This is a genomic window from Halomonas sp. KG2 (assembly GCA_030440445.1).
Classification (GTDB): domain Bacteria; phylum Pseudomonadota; class Gammaproteobacteria; order Pseudomonadales; family Halomonadaceae; genus Vreelandella.
Genome location: CP098528.1, coordinates 1,231,750 through 1,253,237, shown reverse-complemented (window position 1 = coordinate 1,253,237; position 21,488 = coordinate 1,231,750). Strand labels below are relative to the sequence as shown.

Here is a 21,488-nt window from a genome sequence, read left to right as displayed (position 1 = left end):
CGTAAATTCTTTTTTTATTACTCACACAAAATATTCCACATCCCTAATACTCATCACACACCCACAAGGTGCTCTATGCGAACCATCACTACTGTTGCTTTTATTGGCCTGGGCGTTATGGGCTACCCCATGGCAGGCCATCTTGCCAAACAAGGCCTTACAACGCGTGTTTACAACCGCACAAGCAGTAAAGCAGATGCCTGGGCAAACGAGTATGGCGGCACTGCACACGCCACCCCTAGAGAAGCCGCTGACGGCGCTGACCTTGTTTTGATATGCGTAGGTAATGACGACGACGTCAGGCAAGTAACTACCGGCACCGACGGCGTGCTAAGCAGCATGACAACCGGCACCTATCTCATCGACCACACGACTGCCTCTGCAGACCTTGCTCTGGAACTAGACACCACCTGCCGCGAGCAAGGTGTAGCCTTTTTAGACGCCCCCGTCTCCGGCGGGCAGCAAGGGGCTGAAAATGGCGCACTGACGATTATGTGTGGTGGTGAACAGACACACTTTGACGCTGTCCTCCCTATCCTTAATCACTACGCTCGCGCCGTCACACTGATGGGCAGCGCTAGCAGTGGCCAGCTTACTAAAATGGTTAACCAGATTTGTATTGCTGGCTTGGTACAAGGTCTTGCCGAAGGTCTCCATTTCGCCGAACAAGCAGGGCTGGATCAACAACAGGTAATTGATGTGGTATCCAAGGGTGCCGCTGGTTCATGGCAGATGGAAAACCGCCACAAAACGATGATTGCCAATGAGTACAATCATGGCTTTGCAGTGGACTGGATGCGCAAAGATTTAGGCATTTGTTTAGAGCAAGCTCGTCGACTGAGTGCCACGCTACCCGTAACCGCCCTTGTTGACCAATTTTATGCTGATGTGCAACGCATGGATGGAGGACGCTGGGACACTTCGTCGCTTTTAAAGCGCCTCCAAAAGCCAGAATAATGCTTGACTTTTAAGCGTCTCGATCTTGAAAAGGGTTTTCCACACTATCTGTGGATAACCCTGTTCACAACCACTACAAAACGTCCCACAATCGCCATGAACAGTGACCCAGCCTTAAATTGATCATTTTTTAACCTAATGTAACTTATTGATTTAAAAGAAATAATGCTAAATCACTGATTTTTTGAGACAACAGCCCAGGGTTGTGCACAACCCCTTCCGCAAACTTGCAAAAGTGGACAAGTCAAGCACAAAATCGCCCAAAAACGATTGAAATGAGAATGATTTCAGCCAATGGCCATAATAACGGGAACGCAAAAACCGACAGATGAGTTGCCTCATTGCCTTTAATTAAAATGCGTATCTTGAGAAATGTTTGCCGACAATAAATCTGCAAATAAATTTTGGGGAAGTAGGAGATGGCGTCCCATAGGGGGTTCGAACCCCTGTTACCGCCGTGAAAGGGCGGTGTCCTAGACCACTAGACGAATGGGACGTTATTAACCTAAACAAATACGGCCTTGAGACGCCATATTGAAAACTTTGTATTGAAAATTGACAACCAGAGTTTTCGATATTGGTGGAGCCTAGCGGGATCGAACCGCTGACCTCAACACTGCCAGTGTTGCGCTCTCCCAGCTGAGCTAAGGCCCCACATGTCTCGAAGACGGAGCGTATGTTACTGATTACGCCCGCCTTCGTCAAGCCTTTCAAGCACCCTTTTCAAGTACTCGTATTACAGGCACCTTTGGAAAGCCCGCTAGCGCCAAGTCCTAAACATCAACTAGACATTAGAGATCACGAAACTCTTTTTCAAAGCGTTTGGCTTGCTTCTTAGAAACACCGCCTAATACGTCAATGGCACTACGTAGCCGTGCTCGCGTCACGTCGGAACCTAAGATCGCCATGGCATCCATTACAGAGGTGCTCGACGTACTGCCCGTAATGGCAATAAAAACAGGGGCTAGGAAAGCCTTCATCTTAATATCGAAATGCTCAGCAAGCAGTTTAACTTCAGCCAAGAGCACCTCTTTCGTCCATGCTGGCACGGCTTCAAAGCGCCACACCAAGAATTGCAGCAGCTTAACCAGCTCTTCTTTCTCAAGCTTCACGCTATCGAAGTCGTTTTCCGTTAGCGCAGGCAGCCCAGAGAAAAAGTGCCCCGCCAGAGGAATTACTTGGGAAAGGGTTTCCACACGAGGACGCACCTGAGGAAGTATTTGTTTCACGTACTCTTCATTGAATGCCCATTCCCGAAGCGCTTGAAGTAGCGCATCGTCATCTAAGTCTTCACGAATATAAACGCCGTTCAACCAGGTCAATTTTTCCAAATCAAACACCGGTCCACCTAACGATACTCGCTGAATATCAAACTCAGCCATCATATCTGACAAGCTAAACTTCTCACGCTCGTCAGGCATCGACCAACCCATACGGCCTAAGTAATTAGTGACCGCCTGAGGCAAGAACCCCATGCGCCGATAATAGTTAATCGACGTTGGGTTTTTGCGCTTGGATAGCTTGGACTTATCGGGGTTGCGCAGTAGCGGCATATGGCACAACTGCGGCATTTCCCAGCCGAAGTATTCATAAAGTAACTGATGCTTAGGCGCTGAATTAATCCACTCTTCGCCACGCAGCACATGGGTAATGTTCATCAGGTGATCATCAACCACGTTTGCCAGATGATAGGTAGGCATGCCATCCGACTTCAGCAGAATTTGAGCATCAACTTGCGCCCATTCAACTTCGATTGTGCCGCGCAACATATCGTTCACCACACAAACGCCGGTGCTCGGTACCTTCATGCGAACGACATAAGGCCAGCCTTCCTGCTCACGACGAGCCTGCTCATCCGCAGCTAACGCTAAGTCAACGGGTTTCAAAGCCAAGTGCATACCCGCCGCTTTGCGAGCTTCCCGCAGTTCATCCAACTCTTCACTGGTGCGGTAACACTTAAAGGCATGCCCTGCATCCATAAGCTGCTGGGCGTACTGGGCGTAGATATCACCACGCTCGCTTTGCCGATACGGGCCGTGAGGGCCGCCCACATCAGGGCCCTCATCCCACTCCAGCCCCAGCCAACGTAATGAATCTAAAATCATCTGTTCTGATTCAGCGGTAGACCGAACCCGATCGGTGTCTTCAATGCGCAGAATGAACTGGCCACCATGCTGGCGCGCAAAACAGAGATTAAACAGCGCAATATAAGCAGTACCTACATGCGGATCACCCGTTGGAGAAGGCGCGATACGAGTACGAACGGTCATCAAAATGTCCTTTTGGCAATAAAGCGTCTCGGCATTATACGCACCCTTAAGGCAACCAGCAGTACCTTGCAGGGAACGAGTTTGACTTAAAAGCGTCTGATCAGAAGTTGGAGGCTCACTAATAGGAAGATGCGCGTTAAAGCACAATCGCTTAGTATGGCGCAGCCCTATGATTCGTGTTCATACTTGAGAACGCCTCGCAATTTCTAGTATGCACAGAGCGCCGCCGAATAGGGTGGAAGTCACTCAACGAGCTTGTTTAGCTCAACGATAGGAAAATGAAATGGAATCGCTAGGCTCACGTATAAAGCAACTGCGGCTTCGGGCCAAGCTCAACAAAGCTGCCCTCGCACGTAAAGTAGGCGTATCAGATGTCACCATTTCTTACTGGGAATCCGGTGCTATCAAACAAATCGGCCACGAACGCCTTGTTGCGCTCGCCGATGCCCTTGATTGCTCTTTGGCAACCCTACTAGAAGGTGACAGCGCCGCCCCTCTGTTGACCCTGACACATACTGGCCCCCTCCCCTGGGAACAGGTTCAGGCAACTATGATGACGGTGCCGCATTATCTGCCGCTAAAGATTGACTGGAAAGCTCCCTGCATCATGGCAACCCCCGGCCAAGAAACGGATTTCTCACCGGTGTCAGCAGGCGACTTAGTGCTATTAGGCCCTACCCATGTGTTTCACAAAGCTGGTCATTATCTGATCCAGCAAGAACAAGGTTATGTTATTGAGCATTTTGCTAAAGCGCCCAGTGACACCACCATACATGCGGTACTGCTAGCACACTGGTCTCCTGCCTAAAGCATCTTTATCCCCCCCACGTCCTACATTTCTTCAACTACGTCCACCTGGTCGCGCGTACGTCTTGGTTCACTGCCCACTAAGAAACTGCGCGAGTAGGTGGCAACCTGCCCTAATCCATGGCGAGTTTGACTAACCAGCTCGCCAGCTAAATGCTCCCCTTCACTGCCAATGCGTGCCTGAACCGCTTCTGGCTGCACGGCTGCTTCTGAAAGCTGAACCTGCACAATATATCGCCCATCCGGTAAGCCACTGCCAGAACCAAAGGGGCCAGCATTAAACCGCCCTTGTAAAACACTGGTACGTTCCTGCCAACGCACTCGGCTTATCTCACGCTCAATAGTTACCTGAATAAGAGCGCCGTCCGGTAAGTTGGTTTCGCCTTCTACCATTAAACGACGATCAGAGCGCAGAGAGGCGCTAGCCGAAATGGCTACAACGAGAGGTTCAACCACTTCCTGTGGCTCGGCGCTTTGTTGTGGGCTAGGCATTTCAACGACTGACTCAGGCGACTCTGGGGGCAAATCCTCCTCCTGACCGCCACAACCAGCCAGCAGCACGCTCACCAACACTAAACGGATACCACCTAGTGTCTTATGCATAGAGACTCCTCAACAACGAAATATCAGCTTACCACTGCCTAGCCCTCATCACATTGAATAAGACCGCACAAAGAAGCAAAGTGCTGCAGGGCTCAAAGGAGTTATACGAAAACTAAACGTGAATAGCACGGCAAACTAAAACTCTCTGCCATTTTGTCGCGAATTTGCCTGAGGCCGTGATCGATATCGACCTCACCCCGAATCTAGGTAAAAATCACAAGATCAACGTTACCCTGTTGCCTACTGGCTTCAACCGAAATAACCACCAGCATGACACCTTGTACGGCGGATACCCCTTGCGCTGTTCACTTAAAGTGTCAGACTATAGCCATGTACAACAGAGTAAAACACTCCAAAAGACACCACATTCAAGCCGCTATATTTCACACCTAGCGCTACGCTGGGGGGTAGATCATGACCGCATTCACTAACATCGGGCTTTACAGCCCCAAGCAAGCAGAGCGCTTGATTGGCGTAGAAGCGGATAAGATTCGCCGCTGGCTCATGCCTGCGCGGTCGACCAAGGGGCCACTCTGGGAACCCGAACCCCAAGCGTTAGGCGCAGAAGACACCCTCAGCTTTAAAGACTTGCTGGAACTCCGTGCCGTGGCTAAATTCCGTAGCCACAATGTGAGCTTATCGGTCATCCGTGAAGCATTGCATGAGCTCAGCGAGTTACTGCAGCGGGATTACCCACTCATCAATCCCCAGCTGTGTACCGATGGCCAAAAGGTATTCCTGAAGGCACTGGAAGAAAACGGCGAAACAGCAGTGATTGACCTGGTTAAGCGCCAAAACGCATTTGAAGATGTGATAGTGCCTTCACTAAGGGCAGGCATCGAATTCAATGCAGAGGGAGATCCTGTGCGCTGGCATCCGGATCCCGAAGACCCCAGCATCGTGATCGACCCACGCTTTGCCTTCGGCAAGCCCATCGTGCTGCCTAGCCACATGCCCACCAGCACACTGGCCCAAGCAGCCGAAGTAGAAGGCAGCGCAGAAGATGCAGCCCGTGCGTATGATGTGACGCAAGAGGAAGTTGAGCGCGCCGTTAAATTCGAAGAAAGGATTTTATCGGGTGCACTTCTTCATTGACGAAAATATCAGCCCTCACATTGCCAACGCACTCAACCATCTAGCAAAACTCTGCAGTGAGAATCACACCGTCATGCATGCCCGAGACGTCAACGGCGGCCCTGGCATGCCGGATGAAGCATGGCTAGAACAGCTCAAGCAATCCGACAAAAGCTGGGTGATTATCTCCAAAGATCGCTTCAAAAAAGGTGACCCAGAAAGGCTGGCCTTTGAGAACTGTGGAATTACCACGATCAACCTGGGTAACGACTGGAAAAGGGTCAAAGCGTGGGAAACCGCTGTGCGCCTAATAGAATGGTGGCCTACCATATCAAGAGAAGTCTTAGACGCCCCAGGCCCAATGCATTACGACCTGCCTTGCAAGAAGCCCGCTAAACTCAAAGGCCGTAAAAAAGGCGCTAATTAGCGACAAAACAGCTCTTCACCGCTTCTATCGTCAATGCATGGTCTGAACTATGCCCCCAAACCTTCAAAGCGACCCCTTGTCGGGTCTCAATAGCTGTAATTCTGAATTCAGCTAATAAGTGCAACACCTGCGGTTTCTAGTGCCCTTGGGCATCATCCTAAGAACACCTTGGTCAACTTGGGTTATCCATGCACTTGCTTTGTACTCAAACCCGCTTTTTGCGTACAATCGCTCGCCAACGACTCCCCCGCTGTTAAGCAACCACGACTGGCTTATACCGCATCGAATGATGCAAGTGATTGATATGACTAAAGCAAGCCCAGCAGACGCTGCCCGTCTGTTTTCTGTGGCACCCATGATGGATTGGACAACCCGCGATTACCGCGCATTTGCACGCAGGTTAACCAAGCGGACATTGCTGTATACCGAGATGGTGACCACCGGTGCCATTTTGCATGGAACGCCCCGTGAACGCTTTTTGGGCTATAGCGATGTAGAGCATCCGATTGCGTTGCAGCTGGGTGGCAGCGATGCGGGAGAGCTGGCCGAGTGCGCGGCCATTGCCGAGGCGTGGGGGTACGACGAGGTCAATCTGAATGTCGGCTGCCCCAGCGACCGGGTGCAGAACAATATGATTGGTGCTTGCTTGATGGGCTACCCTGAAAAAGTGGCGGCGGCAGTGGAAGCTATGCAGGCGGCAGTGTCGATTCCGGTCACGGTGAAGTGCCGTATCGGGATTGACGATCAGGATGAAGATGCTGACTTGGCGCGGTTTATTGAGATCGTAGCGAATGCTGGTTGCAACGTCTTTACCGTTCACGCACGCAAGGCGTGGCTACAGGGTTTGTCGCCTAAGCAGAACCGTGATGTACCGCCGCTAAACTATCCCCGCGTACACCGTCTGAAACAGAGCCATCCAGAGCTGCATATCGGTATTAATGGGGGGATCAAAACCCTTGCCGAGTGCAAAGCACAGCTTGAGCACGTAGACAGTGTGATGGTGGGTCGCGAGGCGTATCAGAACCCGTGGCTACTCGCCGGGGTCGATGAGCAGCTGTTTGGTGAAGCGGGGCCTGCGCGCACGCGCTTGGAAGCGGCTAACGCATTTCGCCCGTATATTCAGCAGCGGTTAGATGAAGGGGCCAAGCTGAATCATATTACCCGCCATTTGCTGGGGTTATTTCAGGGCTGTCCCGGTGGCAGACGCTTCCGTCGTCACCTGTCTGAGCACGCGCATAAAGAGGACGCGGGCCTGCGCCTTTTCGATGAGGCGCTTAGCTTGGTTCGCGAACCCGAAACAGAGACCCAGGAAGCACTACAACCCGCGACCTAGCTCGGTTGCGGACTGCATGTTTAGACGACGCCTAGCGGCTTAGGCACGCTAGGCGTAAAACGCCACCATGGGATTGCGGTCGAGCGTCAGCTTACCAACGTCGATTAATGGGTAATCTTTATAGGACCAGACCTGGGTTAAATCGAAGGGGTTGATGCGGTATTTTTTGGCATCATCACACATATTAATCGCGCTAACCCAATAAATATAAAATTATTAATGTTCCAACCCCAGCAGCTCCTAATGCGTCTAAAGCATCTATCAAGTTATTTTCAACCATTTTCAATACATTGAAAGAACCATAGCGTTCAAGTAACTGTGACATACCATTCGACGTTATACTGAATATGGCAATAATGATCTCGATTTTTTCTATTCCCATTAACCACAGCAGAGTCGCTAGCAAAGCAATTAAAACAACACTGACTCTAAAGGAAAGCCATTTAGCAGAATTAATAGATGTATTGACACCACCTACCAAGACCTCCCCTGTTGCTATTTTCTTAGGTAGAAATGGTCTCCAAAAACCTTGGTTAGAGTCCAATAGATGCAATAAAGCCATGTGCACACACCAGAATAGTTGAGCAGAGTGAAAAACAGCTTGCCATGTAATACTTAACGATCACTTAAACATTCATTAATTGACACGGCTCTGGCACAGTTGGCTAATATCTTCTGCCTGCTGATAAACGTCCGTTGTTATGTCAAGCAAACCCAGTACGCTGTGAAATAAGTTATCGTGCGAGGCGGCTTGATCAGAGATTTGTCGTAGGCAGCCCGTATCAAGCCCTTGCTGCTGTGAAAATGAGCTGGACAGCCACCAAACCATAGGCACATGCGTCTGTTCGTCGGGGGCAATGGCGTAGGGAATACCGTGCAAATAAAGCCCTTTTTCGCCCAGTGATTCACCATGATCAGAGAGATAGACCATCGCTGTTGCGTATTCATCCTGATGTTTTAGCGTCTCAATCACCTGATCCAACACAGTGTCGGTATATAGAATGGCATTGTCGTAGCTGTTGGTAATGGCATCTCTTGAACACTTGGCTAAATCAGCGGTAGTACAAGCGGGAACAAAACGTTCGTAGTCATCAGGGTAGCGTTGGTAATAGCTGGGGCCATGGTTGCCTAACTGGTGCAACACGACCACCTGATCAGTTGAGGTACCACTAATTTGCGTGGTTAAAGCTTGAACCAGCGCCTCATCCAAGCATCGCCCATCTTGGCACAAAGATGCATAGTCCTCTGGCGCAAGCGCTTTTGTCGTCACTCCCTCGCAGACGCCTTTACAGCCTGACTGGTTATCAAGCCAGGTGACCTCTAAACCAGCGTGGGCCAATACATCCAGCAAGGATTCATGTTGCTGAGCATAAGATTTAGCGTAATCGGCGCGTCCTGGTAATGAAAACATGCAGGGTAATGAGACTGCTGTGCTTGTACCGCATGAGGAAACATCTGAAAAATTGATAACGTCAGGCTGCAGGGCAAGTTTAGGTGTGGTTTGGCGTTCATAACCATTTAGCCCCCAGTTCGACGCCCGTAACGTTTCGCCCACCACAATGACGAGTAGTCTAGGTTTGTCGCCCACTTGCGAACTGATACGGGCGTCCTCCCCCACAGGAGAACGCACCGTATTCGCGGTAGCGTGTTGGCTGGAAAGAGCCTGCGCCATCGAAACAATATAATTACCCGGGGTCACCAAGTAGCGAAGCTCTTTATTGTTGCGCATGAGCGACGACAATTCTTGATAAGATAAGAAGATCGCTAATAGCAATATAGCAGTGCTGGCAAGGCAATAAGCCGAGCGACGTAATATTGCTTTCTGCCAGGTTGAAGGTGTTATTTTGACTCGCCAAATCATGATAGTAGGCAAGCCAAAAAAGATCGCCAAATGAATCAGCAAACCAACTGTGAGCAGTTCCTGTGCTTCGTTAGTGTCCGTTTGAAGGACATTTTCTAGCATGGAGGTATCAAAATAGGTGCCGTAGTAACTGGTAAAGTAACTGACGAAGGCGGCAATTAGAAATAGCAAGGTTAACAAGGATTTTACCAGCGTTCGCAAAGCAAGGCTAACGAAGACCAAATAGTTAAGGCAGGTCATCACCAAAAACATATTGGCAAAGGTTAGCCACGTCTTGGCGACAAAAAGGTCATAGCCAGCAAAGGCTTGTTGCCAAAAAGGGACATTGTAAAAAACACTGAATATGACAACGGCCCATAAGACAAGCTGCTCCGTGCTTAATGCGGGACGATAATGCCAAACGGTGTCAACGGTTTTTGAAGGCAATGATAGCAAAGAGGGCATCGAAAGAATCTCTGTATGAAAAGATTAATGAACACTGGGGCGTAATAAGAACCTTGAAAGAACAAAACTTACGGTCCAACAAATCATGACGGTCCAGAGGTCATGGGAGAGAAAGTGCGCCCCACGAAACTGCTGAGTGATTCCAAACGTAAGGCCAAGCCCTAAACCCAGTGCGAGCCCTGCCCATCGCCATTGGGGCCGTATGGCGGCAAAAAAGAAGTAGCTGGCTATCCACGTGTATCCTGCGCTGGCATGCCCGGCGGGAAAGCAGGCGGACGCTGGCATTGAGGAAGGCCGCATGTGGAACAAACCAATAAAGTCACGCGCTCCACCATAGCGAACTAAATCCCAGGGGCATTCCATGCTCACCAGGTGTTTAATAGTTGCTACAAGTAGTGCTGAAAGAAGCGTTGCGGAAAAAAGATAAAATAGCGGCGTTCGATATGCTTTAAGACAAGTAACCGTGGTGCTTAGTATCAATAGTAGGAGTGTGGCTAATCCCATAGCCAAGCTTAGCCATTTACCGCCTTCATGAAGAATATCTTGGGTAAGATAGGTATCTTTCCATGCCCAAGCATTACCTTGAAGGTGATATACAAAATCAGTTATCGTGAAGTCTATGTTTAAACTATCAAAAACCGACATAGCGATTAAAAATAAAATCCATACGGATGCTACAGGCTTGATAACATTTAGTTGATCAGCACGCATAGCCATACACCCATCATCATAAAAATGGTCATCATGACGGCGGCAGCTCCCATGTCTTTAGCACGCCCGCTAAGTTCGTTATTTTCTAGTCCGATACGGTCAATTGTGCTTTCTATGGCGGAGTTAATGAGTTCCACTATCACCACAAGGGTGAGTGAAGAAAACAGCAACGCTTTTTCTACAGAGCTGGCATTAACAAAAAATATAAAAGGGTAGAGAACGAGACAGAGCATCACCTCTTGTCTAAAGGCAGATTCATTTACCCAGCAAGATTTTAACCCCGACACTGCATTTATAGAGGCGCGAAAGATGCGTTTAACACCCGCACCATTGCGCTTTGATGTAGTTGAAATAGGCAAGACAGCACACTCGATAACGTAATGGTAGCGTCACTATAAAGTGCAAAACTTAACGAACAGTTATGCTGTTAATTCAGACGCTAGAACATAAACACCCATCACTGAGTGGTGTTACCCACTGTATTGGTTGGCTCACTGGCTGAATTCAGATAAGTGTGCTATTTGAAAAGTAAGTTACCGTATTTAAGAAAAGCTTAAGTTTTGGTAGCGAAGATAGCAGCTTGTCGATTGAGGGGATCAGCATGCGCGCACTGCTAATAGAAGATGACCCCTTGCTTGGGGATGGCATTAAGACGGCGCTAGAGCGTGAGGGCTACACGGTCGATTGGTTTATGCTTGGCCGCGAGGCAATCAGCGCTATCGACAGCGAGACCTTCAGTGTGATTATTTTGGATCTTGGCCTGCCCGATATGGACGGTATGCAGGTACTGCATTTACTCCGACAGCAGTCTACTCTACCTATTTTGATTTTGACGGCTCGCGATGCGATGGAAGACCGCATTGGCGGTTTAGATGCGGGAGCGGATGACTATGTGCTCAAGCCATTTAACTTGCAGGAGCTACTCGCCCGTTTGCGGGTCGTAATGCGGCGCGCTGAGGGGCGTGCCTCGCAAATATTAACGCTGGGTGCACTGAGCATTGATGAAGCTCGCCATACAGTGAGCTGGCGGGACAAAGACGTAAAATTGGGCCGACGCGAGTATGCCCTATTGCTAGAGCTAGCTAGACACTCGGACAGGGTGCTATCTCGCCCTCGTTTAGAAAGTTTGCTTTACGGCTGGGGCGAAGAAGTGGAGTCCAATACGGTGGAGGTTCACATTCATCATCTGCGTAAAAAACTTGAAAAGCATCTGATTATTAACGTGCGTGGGATTGGCTACCGGCTGGATAGCCAGGCGCAATGAGATCGATACGGCATTATCTGCTTCGCACGCTAGCCATTGCCATGGTTGTCGCCGGGGGTGTTGCGGTTACCGCGGCTTATTTAATTACCGATCACGAGCTAGAGGAGATTCTCGATACACAGCTCAGTCTGCATAGCCGGATTGTGGCTGGCCAGCTCGATCCCAACGCAACCATTGACGACTATGCTCGTCTGGCTTCACGTATGGGCCTTCCTGAACATCCAGCTCAGCTATATCGCGACGGTAACGCAGTGCCCGTGAGTCGCTCTGAATCAAGCCCTAAGCTTTACCACGAGGAAGAGCTTAAATTAGTCCTGGGTTTTTGGAATGCCGATGGCTCACCCAGGCTGCTAGGGGGCAAATGGAGTGATGCAGGCCCTTTCCCCGCGCCTTTAGAAGAGGGTTTTCGCTGGGAAAACTACGATGGCCATCGTTGGCGGGTTTTCAGCATGTTCGATGTTGCCAGCGATATCTGGATCAGCATGGGGCTGCGAGGCTCGTTTCATGATGCAGTGGTGGAGCGCATTACCTGGAACAATTTGTTGCCAATGCTGCTGTTGCTGCCACTCCTGCTTTGGCTGATGAGTCGCATTATCCAACGTGGCATTGCGCCCATCCAAGCGCTTTCCAGCCAGGTACAAGGCCGCTCTGCCCACGACCTGCGTAAAATTGATAATTCGGTTCCTCAAGAGCTTTATGGATTACGCCAATCGCTAAACGACTTTATCGCCCGGTTGAAAGAAACCTTAGAGCGCGAGCGGCGCTTCACTGCAGATGCAGCCCATGAGTTACGCACGCCGTTAGCAGCGTTGAGAATCCACTTAGATAATGCGCAGGCAGGCGGAGAGCAATCATTACAAAAGGCTTATGTCGGGGTTGAACGGCTTCAGCGGGTGGTAGAACAACTGCTTATTTTGGCTCGATTGGACCAAGTGACCACAATCTCATCGGCCACTATCGACCTCTATCCGATTATTGCCGAATTGGTAGCCGAGCTGTGGCCACTCGCTGAAGAGCGCAATCAGCACTTGAGGCTAATAGGCTTAACCCACCTGGAGGTTTGCGCCGACGAAATTGAGGTGGGAATTCTCTTCCGCAACCTGCTGGATAACGCCCTGCGCTATACCCCGCAAGGCGGTCAAGTGGAAGTAGAATTAGCGCTTTGGGAGGGGTTGCCTCAACTCACAGTGAGAGACACGGGCCCAGGACTCCCCGAAGCACTTTTGAATAAAGTCACTGAGCGTTTTAGGCGCGCTGCTGGCCAAGGTACCACTGGTAGCGGATTGGGTTTATCGATTGTTTCGGAGTTGGCTCAGCGCCAAAAAGCGCGCCTTACACTTAGTAATCGCACACCCAACGGACTAGCGGCAAGTGTGACGTGGGAGCAAAACCAACATCAAGATAGTTAATTAGCTTCAACATAGTGATTGTCACCAACTCCAAACACTAAGCAATACGTACCACGCACTAAAGCCGAGTATCAATACATCGCATCAGGCTGAGGCGTCAGGCTTGATTGAAAATTCTCAATCGCCGTCTCAGCTTCTTCAATTTCATCAAAGCGGGCGATGTGATAAAGCGCTTCACCTTCGTTTGCTAGTGGCAAGCGGCTCATACCAATAACAATACCGTCGGCCATAGAGAGCACTTCACCTTCATCATTGCCGAAGGGGTCTGCCACTTTACCGAGCACCTCGCCTTTTGCTACCCGAGCGCCCAGACGCACCTTGGGGCGCAAAATGCCATCAATAGGCGCCCTCGCCCAGCTGGAGCCATTGGCAAGTTCAGCAGGCATTGGCGAGCGGCGACGCTGCTCGCCGGTCAGCATACCTAAACGGCGCATCACGCGTAGTACGCCACGCACGCCGGGGGCAATTGCCCACTCATCAAAACGTAGCGCCTCACCAGCTTCATAAGTAAGCACCGGAATACCACGGTTCTGAGCATAGTGGCGTAAGCTACCTTCGCGAAGCTCTGCATTAAGCACCACGGGAGCACCAAACGCATCGGCCATGCGCTCAGTTTCACTGCCTGGCTGTAGCTGAGCACGAATTTGCGGAAGATTGGTGCGATGAATAGCACCCGTATGCAAGTCGATAATATGCGTGGCGTGATCGACAATTTCATCGCGAAATAGCGCCGCAATACGCCCACCTAACGAGCCCTTTTCACTGCCCGGAAAACAGCGGTTCAAATCGCGGCGATCTGGCAAATAGCGCGTTTGCTGTAAAAAACCGAAAACATTGACGACGGGTACAGCAATTAACGTGCCACGCAAGCTATTGATTGCTTTGGAACGCAGCAGGCGACGAACAATTTCAACTCCATTAATTTCATCGCCATGAATTCCACCGCATACCAGCATGACTGGGCCATCTTTACGCCCATGCACGACTTCGACCGGAATATGCAGCTGCGTGTGGGTATACAGGCGTGCCACAGGCACATCAATTTGTAAGCGTTGGCCAGGCATTACAGTGCGCCCAGCCAGGGTAAAAGGTGCTCGCGCCATGCTGAGAGTCCTATAGCGTACAATAACGGTTTCGTTTCAAAACAGCGTTTCTAAATAAATCTTATACGCTTTTTACTGGCAAATGACGAATTTGTTAATCCACGTTATGAGCTAAAGCAATTAACCATACAGTTTTGAATGTAAAAATTGATGCACATAAGATAAAATGGGCTTATCACGTGTCAATTACTGAGGTTACGTTTTTATATGGCAAGAAAAACCAAAGCGGAGGCTGCTGCAACTCGCGAGGCGCTGTTGGATGCGGCTGAAGAGGTGTTTTTCGCAAAAGGCGTAGCTCGCACATCGCTGGAGCAAATTGCTCGTCACGCCGACCTGACGCGCGGTGCTGTTTATTGGCATTTTAAAAATAAAGGCGACCTTTTTATGGCGCTAGTGGAGCGTGTGCGTATGCCCTTCCAGTCGCTAATGGAAGAGGTAAATAACGCCGACCCGACCATCTCACCACTAACGGCTATACAACTTGCCTGCTATGCCGGCTTAAACCGCATGGAACAGCCATCCCATCAGCGAATTTTATCGATTCTTTTACACCGCTGTGAATTCTTTAGCGATATTAACCCGATTCAAATGCAAGACGAGATCGCAGACGAGTGTTTTGATGAAATGCTGTCGGTATTTCAATTGGCCCAACAGCAGCAATTGCTACGCGATGATTTAACCCCTGAGGTGGCAACGCGGCTTATGCAAGCGGCACTGGGGGGCTTATTTCATGATTGGTTGCGAAATCCAGAGTCTTTTTCGTTGTGCGAACGCGGCGGTGAACTCATCGATACATTAATCACCATGATGAAGCGTTAACCATCTCGCTGCAATGCAGCAATACACCTATACTGAGCAAATTGTCAGCATAGGATAATTTTATGGATGCTCTTGAATTTGTTCGTATCCGCGAGCTTGATATCGCTGTGCGCATTTGGAATCCCAACGCACCCCGCACGCTGATAGCATGGCATGGTCTTGCGCGCCACGGCGGTGATTTCGAAGCCCTAGCCCATCAGCTGGGCAGCGAATGGCGCATTCTTGCACCAGATACACCTGGTCGTGGCCTTTCCAGCTGGTCACTGTTTCCTGCCCACGATTATCTCTACAGCCACTACATGACCGTGGCGATAGGCGTGCTAGATCATTTTCAATTAAAGCAGGTCGACTGGCTGGGCACTTCCATGGGCGGGCTATTAGGCATGCTGCTGGCTGCTGACAAAACACATCAACATCGGATTTCTAGGCTTATTCTGAACGATGTTGGGCCTGAGTTGAATAAAGACGGCCTAATCGCGCTCTCCAGTTATTTCAGCCTAACCCACCGCTTTACGAGCTTTGTAGACCTACAAAAAGAGCTGACACAGCACTACGCAAGCTTTGGAATTACCACCGATGATGAATGGCGAGCACTGGCATTGGGAAGCGCACGACGCCTCCCTGATGGTAGCTGGACCTATCACTTCGACCCTCGTATTGGCGAGCAATTCATCCATGACACACCGCGAGACACATGGGCAGATTGGGAAAATATTGACTGCCCTGTGATGGTAATTCGAGGTGCCGAATCAACGTTACTGGATGCCGAAACGCTGCCACGCATGAAAGAGGTGCAACCCGGCTTAGTCACTTTCACCGCCCCAGGCTGTGGCCATGCTCCTATGCTGAATCAACCCGAGCAAGTAACACCGCTCCGTCAGTTTCTCGACACACCACTCAGCGCCTTCCCCCGTAGCAAACCAACAAGCGTCACCGCCACTTCGCACCCTGTTGGCCAGTGGCTCGTTAAGCAGTGGCGACGCCTATTTGGCTAGACAATACTTGGGCTAAACAACACCTGCTAGGTGGAATAGCCGTTTGAATGGTGCTTGCGGTGCAAGCGCAGCTTATTCACGCGGACGCGCGTATCAAGATACTGTTGCTCTAGCACACTGCGGTACGCGCCTTCGTTGGCAAGATATTTCACAAGCACTCGGCGCTCGCCAGCTTGCGGGCAGTCCCCCGCTTTGCAATGCAATTTGACGGCGCTGCTGGGTTCATTTTCCAGCTGAGCAGATGCGTATTCATCATTTTGGCGTTCTGAGACAACGACCGTAGCGCCCAATAAACAGCGGCGATTGAATGGCTGATAGCGATGAAGCGCGCGTTGTAATGAATGGCACACGGCTGCCGCAATCGGCGATGCCACTGCAAATGAGATCCACAGCACGAGCACGCCGACAGGCACCCTCAACATACCCAGCGATAACCAGCGGAGGGCTAGTAGCTCAATAGCCAGCGAAATGGCACCCGCGAAAAGCACCAAAACACTTAACGCAAGCGTAGCAGGCACACCTGCAAAGCCTAAAGACACCAGTGTGCTGGCCATATGATCGTCGCGCAGGCTATCGCGCTCAAATAACTCCAGCGGCGCAAGTCTGATTAACACCAGCAGCCAGTAGAGCGCTATCAAAGCCAACAAGAAGGTAAAGACAATCGTTGGAAATTGCAGTAAAGCGGAAACAAGTGATTGCATCATGGCGTGTTCTCCTCCAGACAAAGCCTGGTGATGTTTTCGCTTGACGTTATATTTATTAGCACAAGCTAAAAACAGGGTCTCTTTTAGCGTAGACCACCTTACGCGTTTATGCGGTTCTCTAATTGCTCTTGATCAAGTTTGTAAAAAAAACGGGCACCATGAAAACATGGTGCCCGCTAGCCAATCGCTAAACAGCGTTACGCTTGGTCGTGACCTAGCGCTGTCGACTCGTTGTTACCATCCCGGTCAGGGTGGCGTTTCCGATAGAGCCAATCAGACACCGTGGCAATCATTGCGTAGAAGCTTGGAATAAACAGGCTTCCCAGCACGGCAACAGACGCCATACCGACCGCAACGGTGGTACCTATGTGGTGGCTGCTCACATCGCTCGCGCCAGAAGCCAGTGCCAATGGCAAGGTACCAAAGATAAAGGCAAGTGAGGTCATAACGATAGGACGGAAACGAAGCTCCGCGGCGGTAATCGCTGCTTCACGAATCGATTTACCATGCTCTTTGCGCTGCAACTCGGCAAACTCAACGATAAGGATCGCGTTCTTAGCGGCCAAGCCAACCACCACCAGCATACCAATCTGGACATAGACACTGGTATCCAGACCACGCAACGCAATACCACCCACGCCGCCCAAAAAGGCAAACGGCGTGGCGGTAAGTACCGCCAGTGGTAGCGACCAACTCTCATACTGTGCCGCCAGTATCAAGAACACCATCAAAATACCAAACACAATGGCAAGTAAAGCAGTATTGCCAAGGTTAGACTCTTGGTAGGCAGTCCCCGTCCAGCCCATTCCCCAGTTTTGGCCCAATGTTTCCTGAACCACTTCCTCCATCGCCGCAATAGCCTGTGTAGAGCTGTAGCCTGGCGCTGGATTACCCTGGAACTGAGCCCCCGCATAAACACCGAAGCGAGAAACCACAGACGGACCCGTTTGGCGTTCGAGCGTTACAAACTCAGAAAGAGGAATGCGCTCACCATTGCCACCACGTACATAAACGCTACTTACATCATCGGGCGTTTTACGGAATTTATCTTCATTCTGTAAATAGACCTGGAAGTTACGGTTTTGGTAGCTAAAGAAGTTAACAAAACCATTACCGAAGGTATTGGCTAGCGCCGAGTTGATATTCTCAAGGGCGACCCCATAGCTCAGCGCTTTTTGCTGATCTATTTCCGCACGGTAAGACGGCACATTGACGTTAAACGTTGTAAAAACGCGGCTTAATGCAGGATGCTGGTTAGCGGCCTGCATAATTTGCAATGACGCTTGATACAACTCACGAGGTGACGCGCCTTCAAAAGATTGCAAATAACCGGTGAAACCACCCGTGGTTGAAAGCCCCATGATCGGCGGTACGTTAAACGCCATCGCCGAACCACCATCAATACTCGCCCCTAACTGCATAATACGGCCAACCAACTCATTAGCCGTTAAGTCACGTTCTGCCCAGGTTTTCATATTGATAAACATAATGCCCCGTGCAGTATTGACCGCACTCGACAGAATGTCGTATCCCGCCACAGCAGAGGAGTACTCAACGCCCGGAATGGCTTCTATCTGAGAGCTAAGCTCATTCATATAGGCTTGGGTTCGGCTAAGCGACGCAGCATCGGGCAATGAAACGCTAACCAGCACGATACCTTGGTCAGTTTCCGGCACCAGTGTGGAAGGCGTATTTGCATAGAGCCAGTAAGAACCGGCCCCCACTGCCACAGTCAGCGCTAGCGCCAACACCCAGAAACGCACCAGCTTTTTCACAAACCACATATAAACGGCGGTAAAGCCAGCGAAGAGGCGGTCAAACAGGCGCAGCGGTGTGGTAATGGCACGCTTAAACGCGGACTGTTTCGTTTTATGCAGGTCATGCTTGATGAAGATGGCCGACAGCGCAGGAGTGAACGTCAGTGCCATCAGCGCCGATAGCGCCACCGATATTGCCACGGTAATCGCAAACTGCTGATAAATCTGGCCGGTAAAACCGCCCAGGAACGCCACGGGTACAAACACCGCCGCCATAATCAGCGAGGTGGCAATAACCGGGCCACCCACCTCTTTCATCGCGCGGATCGTGGCGTCACGAACCGTAATATCGTCCTCTTCGCTCAATACCCGCTCAACGTTCTCCACCACTAGAATCGCATCATCCACCACGATGCCTATCGACAGCACCAAGGCAAACAGCGTTAACAGGTTAATAGAGAAACCAAACAAGTAAAAACCAGCAAAGGTACCGATAACCGAGACCGGCACGACCGACATGGCAATGACCGTAAAGCGCCAGTTCTGCAAGAAGATGAACAGAATCACGATAACGATCAGGAACGCTTCAATAAACGTATGCAGAACGGTTTCTACCGAAGCATCGATAAAGAGCGTGGTGTCATAAGGCGTTACATAGTCAAGCCCGGGTGGAAAACGCCCCGATAGTTCTTCCATCGTGGCCCGCACTGCTTCAGCGGTTTCCAGTGCGTTTGCACCCGGCTGCTGGTTGATGATGATCGGCGTCATTGTGGCGCCGTTTAAGCGTGCATCAACACCATAGAACGAAGCGCCTAGTTCAATACGTGCTACGTCCGCAAGGCGCAGTGAAGAGCCGTCAGGATTCGTACGCAGGTAAATATTACGGAAATCATCGGTTCCCGATAAGCGCCCACCGGCGGTAATCGTATAGGTATAAGCACGCGGTTCGCTTTGCGGTGTTGCCGCTAAGTTACCTGCGGGAATTTCGGTATTCTGCGCGCGAATAGCGCTAGCTACCTCACTGGGCGTGAGGTCATACTGAGCCAGCTTGTCAGGGTCCATCCACACCCGCATCGCAAACTCACCGCCGCCTAACACTTCGGCATTGCCGACGCCTGGCACTTGGCGTAGCTCATCCAAGATATTCAGCGTGGCGTAGTTTTGCATGTAGATTTTGTTGTAGTCACCGCTAGGAGACGTCAAGGCAACAAGCATCAAAATAGAGTCAGAGCGTAACTCAACCGTCACCCCTTGAGACTGAACCGCCTCAGGTAGCTGCGAAAGCGCGCCCTGCACTCGGTTATTGACATTGATGGTGTTGATATCACCATCAGTGCCAATGTTAAACGCAACACTCAGGCTCATAAGACCATTATCAGCGCTGTTTGAGGTCATATATAGCATGTCCTCAACACCATTGATGGCCTCAGCAAGCGGTGCCGCGACGGTTTGCGCAACCGTCTCAGCATCCGCCCCGGGGAACTGAGCCTGAACGGACACGGTGGGAGGTACAACGCTGGGATACTGCTCTATCGGCAGTATTCGCATCGCCATCGTACCTACCAGCGTCAAGATAATCGCCAAAACGGTGGCGAAAATCGGTCGGCTGATAAAGAAGTTGGAAAAGTTCATTATTGCGCGCCCTCTTCCCCTTCTGCGGGCTGTGCGTCAGCCGCCCCACCCTGCATTGCTTCTGCCTGCGCGGTTTCTTGCTGGGCGTCTTGCTGCTCAGCTTCTGCGACGATATCGGCAGCGTTACCTTCAAATGGCTGGGGGTCAATTAGCATTCCTGGCTCCAGGCCAGCGGGGTCGCCTACGATGACACGCTCTCCAGCAGTAAGGCCATCATGAATGATTTGCCATGGGCCAGCCACTTCGCCGAGTTGAACTGTGCGCTCGCGCGCTTTATTTTCATCATCGACAATAAAGACCCGCGGTCCCATTAACCCTTGAGTAACGGCAATTTCTGGTACGGCCAGTACATCAAAACGCTTCAAGCCTTCAACACGAACCCGTACAAACTGACCAGGCAATACCGCGCCATCAGGGTTTGCGAACGTTGCTGACGCCTGCACCGTACTGGTGCCGCTATCCACACGAGAACCCAGGAAGTTCAAACGTCCTTCCAGCTCAGCGCTGTCGTCACCATACTGTCCTGGCACACTCAAACGCGCGCTAATGTCTGATGCGTTACCACTCTCGCCCAGCTGTCGACGCAACTCAAAAGCATCTCGCTGAGGTAGCTGAAAACGTACTTCAAGAGGATCAAGCGGCGTAATAGTGGCTAACTCAGTTCCTGGTGTTACCAAATTACCAACGTTGACCTGGCTTAAACTGATCATGCCAGACACAGGTGCGGTGACGTTTGAATAGCCTAAATCAAGGTTAGCACTGGTTAACGCAGCGTCTGCTTGGGCGACACTTGCTTGGGCAACGCGCTGGTCAGCTAGTGCTTGGTCATACTGCTGGCGACTGACCGAGTTTTGGCTTAGCAACTGCTCGAAACGCTGCGCATCACGCTGGGCACGAGCCAGTTCAGCACGCGCACTTTGCAAGTCAGCCTCACGTTGGTTAACGGTAGCTTGGTAGAGATCTGGCTCGATGGTATAGAGCCGATCCCCCTGCTCTACCAGTTGCCCTGGCTCAAAGTGACGCTCTTCAAGAAACCCGTTCACCCGTGCCACAAGCGTGACTTCACTGTCGCTGCGCAGCAGTGATGGGTAGGATTTATTCAGAGGAATATCCTGGCGGGCTATTTCAACTACTTCTACTGCGTGGGGCGGAGCTTCCTGCTGCCCAGCCTGCTGTTGCTGAGGCTGCTCCTGGCCGCATGCGGCTAGCGCCAATGCAGCTATCAGCGTCACTACACTCGCTCTACCTGAGTGAATCGTTTTCTTCATACGTTGGTTTCCCATTAATCTTTGCAACATTGACGGATAGCAGCACAGCA

At 50.8% G+C, this 21,488-nt stretch carries 19 protein-coding genes, 2 tRNA genes and 1 pseudogene; 9 read left to right on the top strand and 13 right to left on the bottom strand.

Annotation, left to right across the window (positions count from 1 at the left end; translation table 11 throughout):
* Window positions 1–75: 75 nt before the first annotated feature.
* Window positions 76–957, top strand: a complete 882-nt coding sequence (locus NDQ72_05750; GenBank protein WKD29451.1) for an NAD(P)-dependent oxidoreductase — start codon at window positions 76–78, stop codon at window positions 955–957.
* A 420-nt stretch (window positions 958–1,377) separates the two neighbouring features.
* On the opposite strand, the gene NDQ72_05745 is transcribed toward NDQ72_05750, so the two are convergent.
* The 3 genes from NDQ72_05745 to gltX form a co-directional block, all read right to left on the bottom strand.
* A tRNA-Glu gene (locus NDQ72_05745) sits at window positions 1,378–1,453 on the bottom strand.
* A gap of 82 nt (window positions 1,454–1,535) precedes the next feature.
* A tRNA-Ala gene (locus NDQ72_05740) sits at window positions 1,536–1,611 on the bottom strand.
* A gap of 137 nt (window positions 1,612–1,748) precedes the next feature.
* Window positions 1,749–3,227, bottom strand: coding sequence for a glutamate--tRNA ligase (gltX, locus tag NDQ72_05735; GenBank protein WKD29450.1), 1,479 nt, complete (start codon window positions 3,225–3,227; stop codon window positions 1,749–1,751).
* Between the two features lie 283 nt (window positions 3,228–3,510).
* Between gltX and NDQ72_05730 the strand changes: the two genes are divergently transcribed.
* The gene (locus NDQ72_05730; GenBank protein ID WKD29449.1) at window positions 3,511–4,035 is read left to right on the top strand and encodes a helix-turn-helix domain-containing protein; all 525 of its coding nucleotides are present in this window, start codon (window positions 3,511–3,513) and stop codon (window positions 4,033–4,035) included.
* A gap of 23 nt (window positions 4,036–4,058) precedes the next feature.
* Here the strand turns inward: NDQ72_05730 and NDQ72_05725 are convergent, their stop codons facing one another.
* On the bottom strand, window positions 4,059–4,637 hold the full coding sequence (locus NDQ72_05725; protein WKD29448.1) for a hypothetical protein: 579 nt from the start codon (window positions 4,635–4,637) through the stop codon (window positions 4,059–4,061).
* 414 nt (window positions 4,638–5,051) lie between these two features.
* Between NDQ72_05725 and NDQ72_05720 the strand changes: the two genes are divergently transcribed.
* The 3 genes from NDQ72_05720 to dusA all read left to right on the top strand — a co-directional run bounded on the left by NDQ72_05720 (window position 5,052) and on the right by dusA (window position 7,471).
* Complete coding sequence (locus tag NDQ72_05720) at window positions 5,052–5,732, top strand: helix-turn-helix domain-containing protein (protein WKD29447.1); 681 nt, start codon at window positions 5,052–5,054, stop codon at window positions 5,730–5,732.
* Window positions 5,716–6,138: a hypothetical protein gene (locus tag NDQ72_05715; protein WKD29446.1), complete on the top strand. Its 423-nt coding sequence runs from the start codon at window positions 5,716–5,718 to the stop codon at window positions 6,136–6,138. Before NDQ72_05720 ends, NDQ72_05715 begins: the two co-directional genes overlap by 17 nt.
* Before the next feature lie 304 nt (window positions 6,139–6,442).
* Window positions 6,443–7,471 (top strand): tRNA dihydrouridine(20/20a) synthase DusA, encoded by a 1,029-nt coding sequence (gene dusA, locus NDQ72_05710; GenBank protein WKD29445.1) that lies wholly within the window; start codon window positions 6,443–6,445, stop codon window positions 7,469–7,471.
* A gap of 69 nt (window positions 7,472–7,540) precedes the next feature.
* Here the strand turns inward: dusA and NDQ72_05705 are convergent.
* The 5 genes and pseudogenes from NDQ72_05705 to NDQ72_05685 all read right to left on the bottom strand — a co-directional run bounded on the left by NDQ72_05705 (window position 7,541) and on the right by NDQ72_05685 (window position 10,846).
* Window positions 7,541–7,645 (bottom strand): annotated as a pseudogene (locus NDQ72_05705) (catalase).
* Between the two features lie 19 nt (window positions 7,646–7,664).
* Window positions 7,665–8,033 (bottom strand): hypothetical protein, encoded by a 369-nt coding sequence (locus NDQ72_05700; GenBank protein WKD29444.1) that lies wholly within the window; start codon window positions 8,031–8,033, stop codon window positions 7,665–7,667.
* Between the two features lie 75 nt (window positions 8,034–8,108).
* Window positions 8,109–9,776: a phosphoethanolamine--lipid A transferase gene (locus tag NDQ72_05695; GenBank protein WKD29443.1), complete on the bottom strand. Its 1,668-nt coding sequence runs from the start codon at window positions 9,774–9,776 to the stop codon at window positions 8,109–8,111.
* A 24-nt stretch (window positions 9,777–9,800) separates the two neighbouring features.
* Window positions 9,801–10,487: a phosphatase PAP2 family protein gene (locus NDQ72_05690; protein WKD29442.1), complete on the bottom strand. Its 687-nt coding sequence runs from the start codon at window positions 10,485–10,487 to the stop codon at window positions 9,801–9,803.
* A complete protein-coding gene (locus NDQ72_05685; GenBank protein ID WKD29441.1) occupies window positions 10,469–10,846 on the bottom strand; it encodes a diacylglycerol kinase in 378 nt (125 codons plus the stop codon). The genes NDQ72_05690 and NDQ72_05685 overlap by 19 nt, the downstream gene beginning before the upstream one ends.
* A gap of 242 nt (window positions 10,847–11,088) precedes the next feature.
* Here NDQ72_05685 and NDQ72_05680 point away from each other — a divergent pair, with 242 nt between their 5' ends.
* Together NDQ72_05680 and NDQ72_05675 are read left to right on the top strand one after the other, a co-directional pair.
* The gene (locus NDQ72_05680; GenBank protein ID WKD29440.1) at window positions 11,089–11,751 is read left to right on the top strand and encodes a response regulator transcription factor; all 663 of its coding nucleotides are present in this window, start codon (window positions 11,089–11,091) and stop codon (window positions 11,749–11,751) included.
* On the top strand, window positions 11,748–13,160 hold the full coding sequence (locus tag NDQ72_05675) for an ATP-binding protein (GenBank protein ID WKD29439.1): 1,413 nt from the start codon (window positions 11,748–11,750) through the stop codon (window positions 13,158–13,160). The genes NDQ72_05680 and NDQ72_05675 overlap by 4 nt, the downstream gene beginning before the upstream one ends.
* 71 nt (window positions 13,161–13,231) lie before the next feature.
* On the opposite strand, the gene NDQ72_05670 is transcribed toward NDQ72_05675, so the two are convergent.
* On the bottom strand, window positions 13,232–14,263 hold the full coding sequence (locus tag NDQ72_05670; GenBank protein ID WKD29438.1) for a succinylglutamate desuccinylase/aspartoacylase family protein: 1,032 nt from the start codon (window positions 14,261–14,263) through the stop codon (window positions 13,232–13,234).
* Window positions 14,264–14,470: 207 nt separating this feature from the next.
* On the opposite strand from NDQ72_05670, the gene NDQ72_05665 reads away from it, so the two are divergent.
* Window positions 14,471–15,082 carry a TetR family transcriptional regulator gene (locus NDQ72_05665; GenBank protein ID WKD29437.1) on the top strand — a complete coding sequence of 204 codons (612 nt, stop codon included), beginning with the start codon at window positions 14,471–14,473 and terminating at the stop codon, window positions 15,080–15,082.
* Window positions 15,083–15,144: 62 nt separating this feature from the next.
* Entirely contained in the window at window positions 15,145–16,077 is a 933-nt protein-coding gene (locus NDQ72_05660) for an alpha/beta hydrolase (protein WKD29436.1), read from the top strand.
* A gap of 26 nt (window positions 16,078–16,103) precedes the next feature.
* Here the strand turns inward: NDQ72_05660 and NDQ72_05655 are convergent, their stop codons facing one another.
* The 3 genes from NDQ72_05655 to NDQ72_05645 all read right to left on the bottom strand — a co-directional run bounded on the left by NDQ72_05655 (window position 16,104) and on the right by NDQ72_05645 (window position 21,438).
* Window positions 16,104–16,778, bottom strand: coding sequence for a hypothetical protein (locus NDQ72_05655; protein WKD30354.1), 675 nt, complete (start codon window positions 16,776–16,778; stop codon window positions 16,104–16,106).
* Window positions 16,779–16,978: 200 nt separating this feature from the next.
* Window positions 16,979–20,170 (bottom strand): efflux RND transporter permease subunit, encoded by a 3,192-nt coding sequence (locus tag NDQ72_05650; protein ID WKD29435.1) that lies wholly within the window; start codon window positions 20,168–20,170, stop codon window positions 16,979–16,981.
* Window positions 20,170–21,438, bottom strand: a complete 1,269-nt coding sequence (locus NDQ72_05645; protein ID WKD29434.1) for an efflux RND transporter periplasmic adaptor subunit — start codon at window positions 21,436–21,438, stop codon at window positions 20,170–20,172. The genes NDQ72_05650 and NDQ72_05645 overlap by 1 nt, the downstream gene beginning before the upstream one ends.
* Window positions 21,439–21,488: the final 50 nt, after the last annotated feature.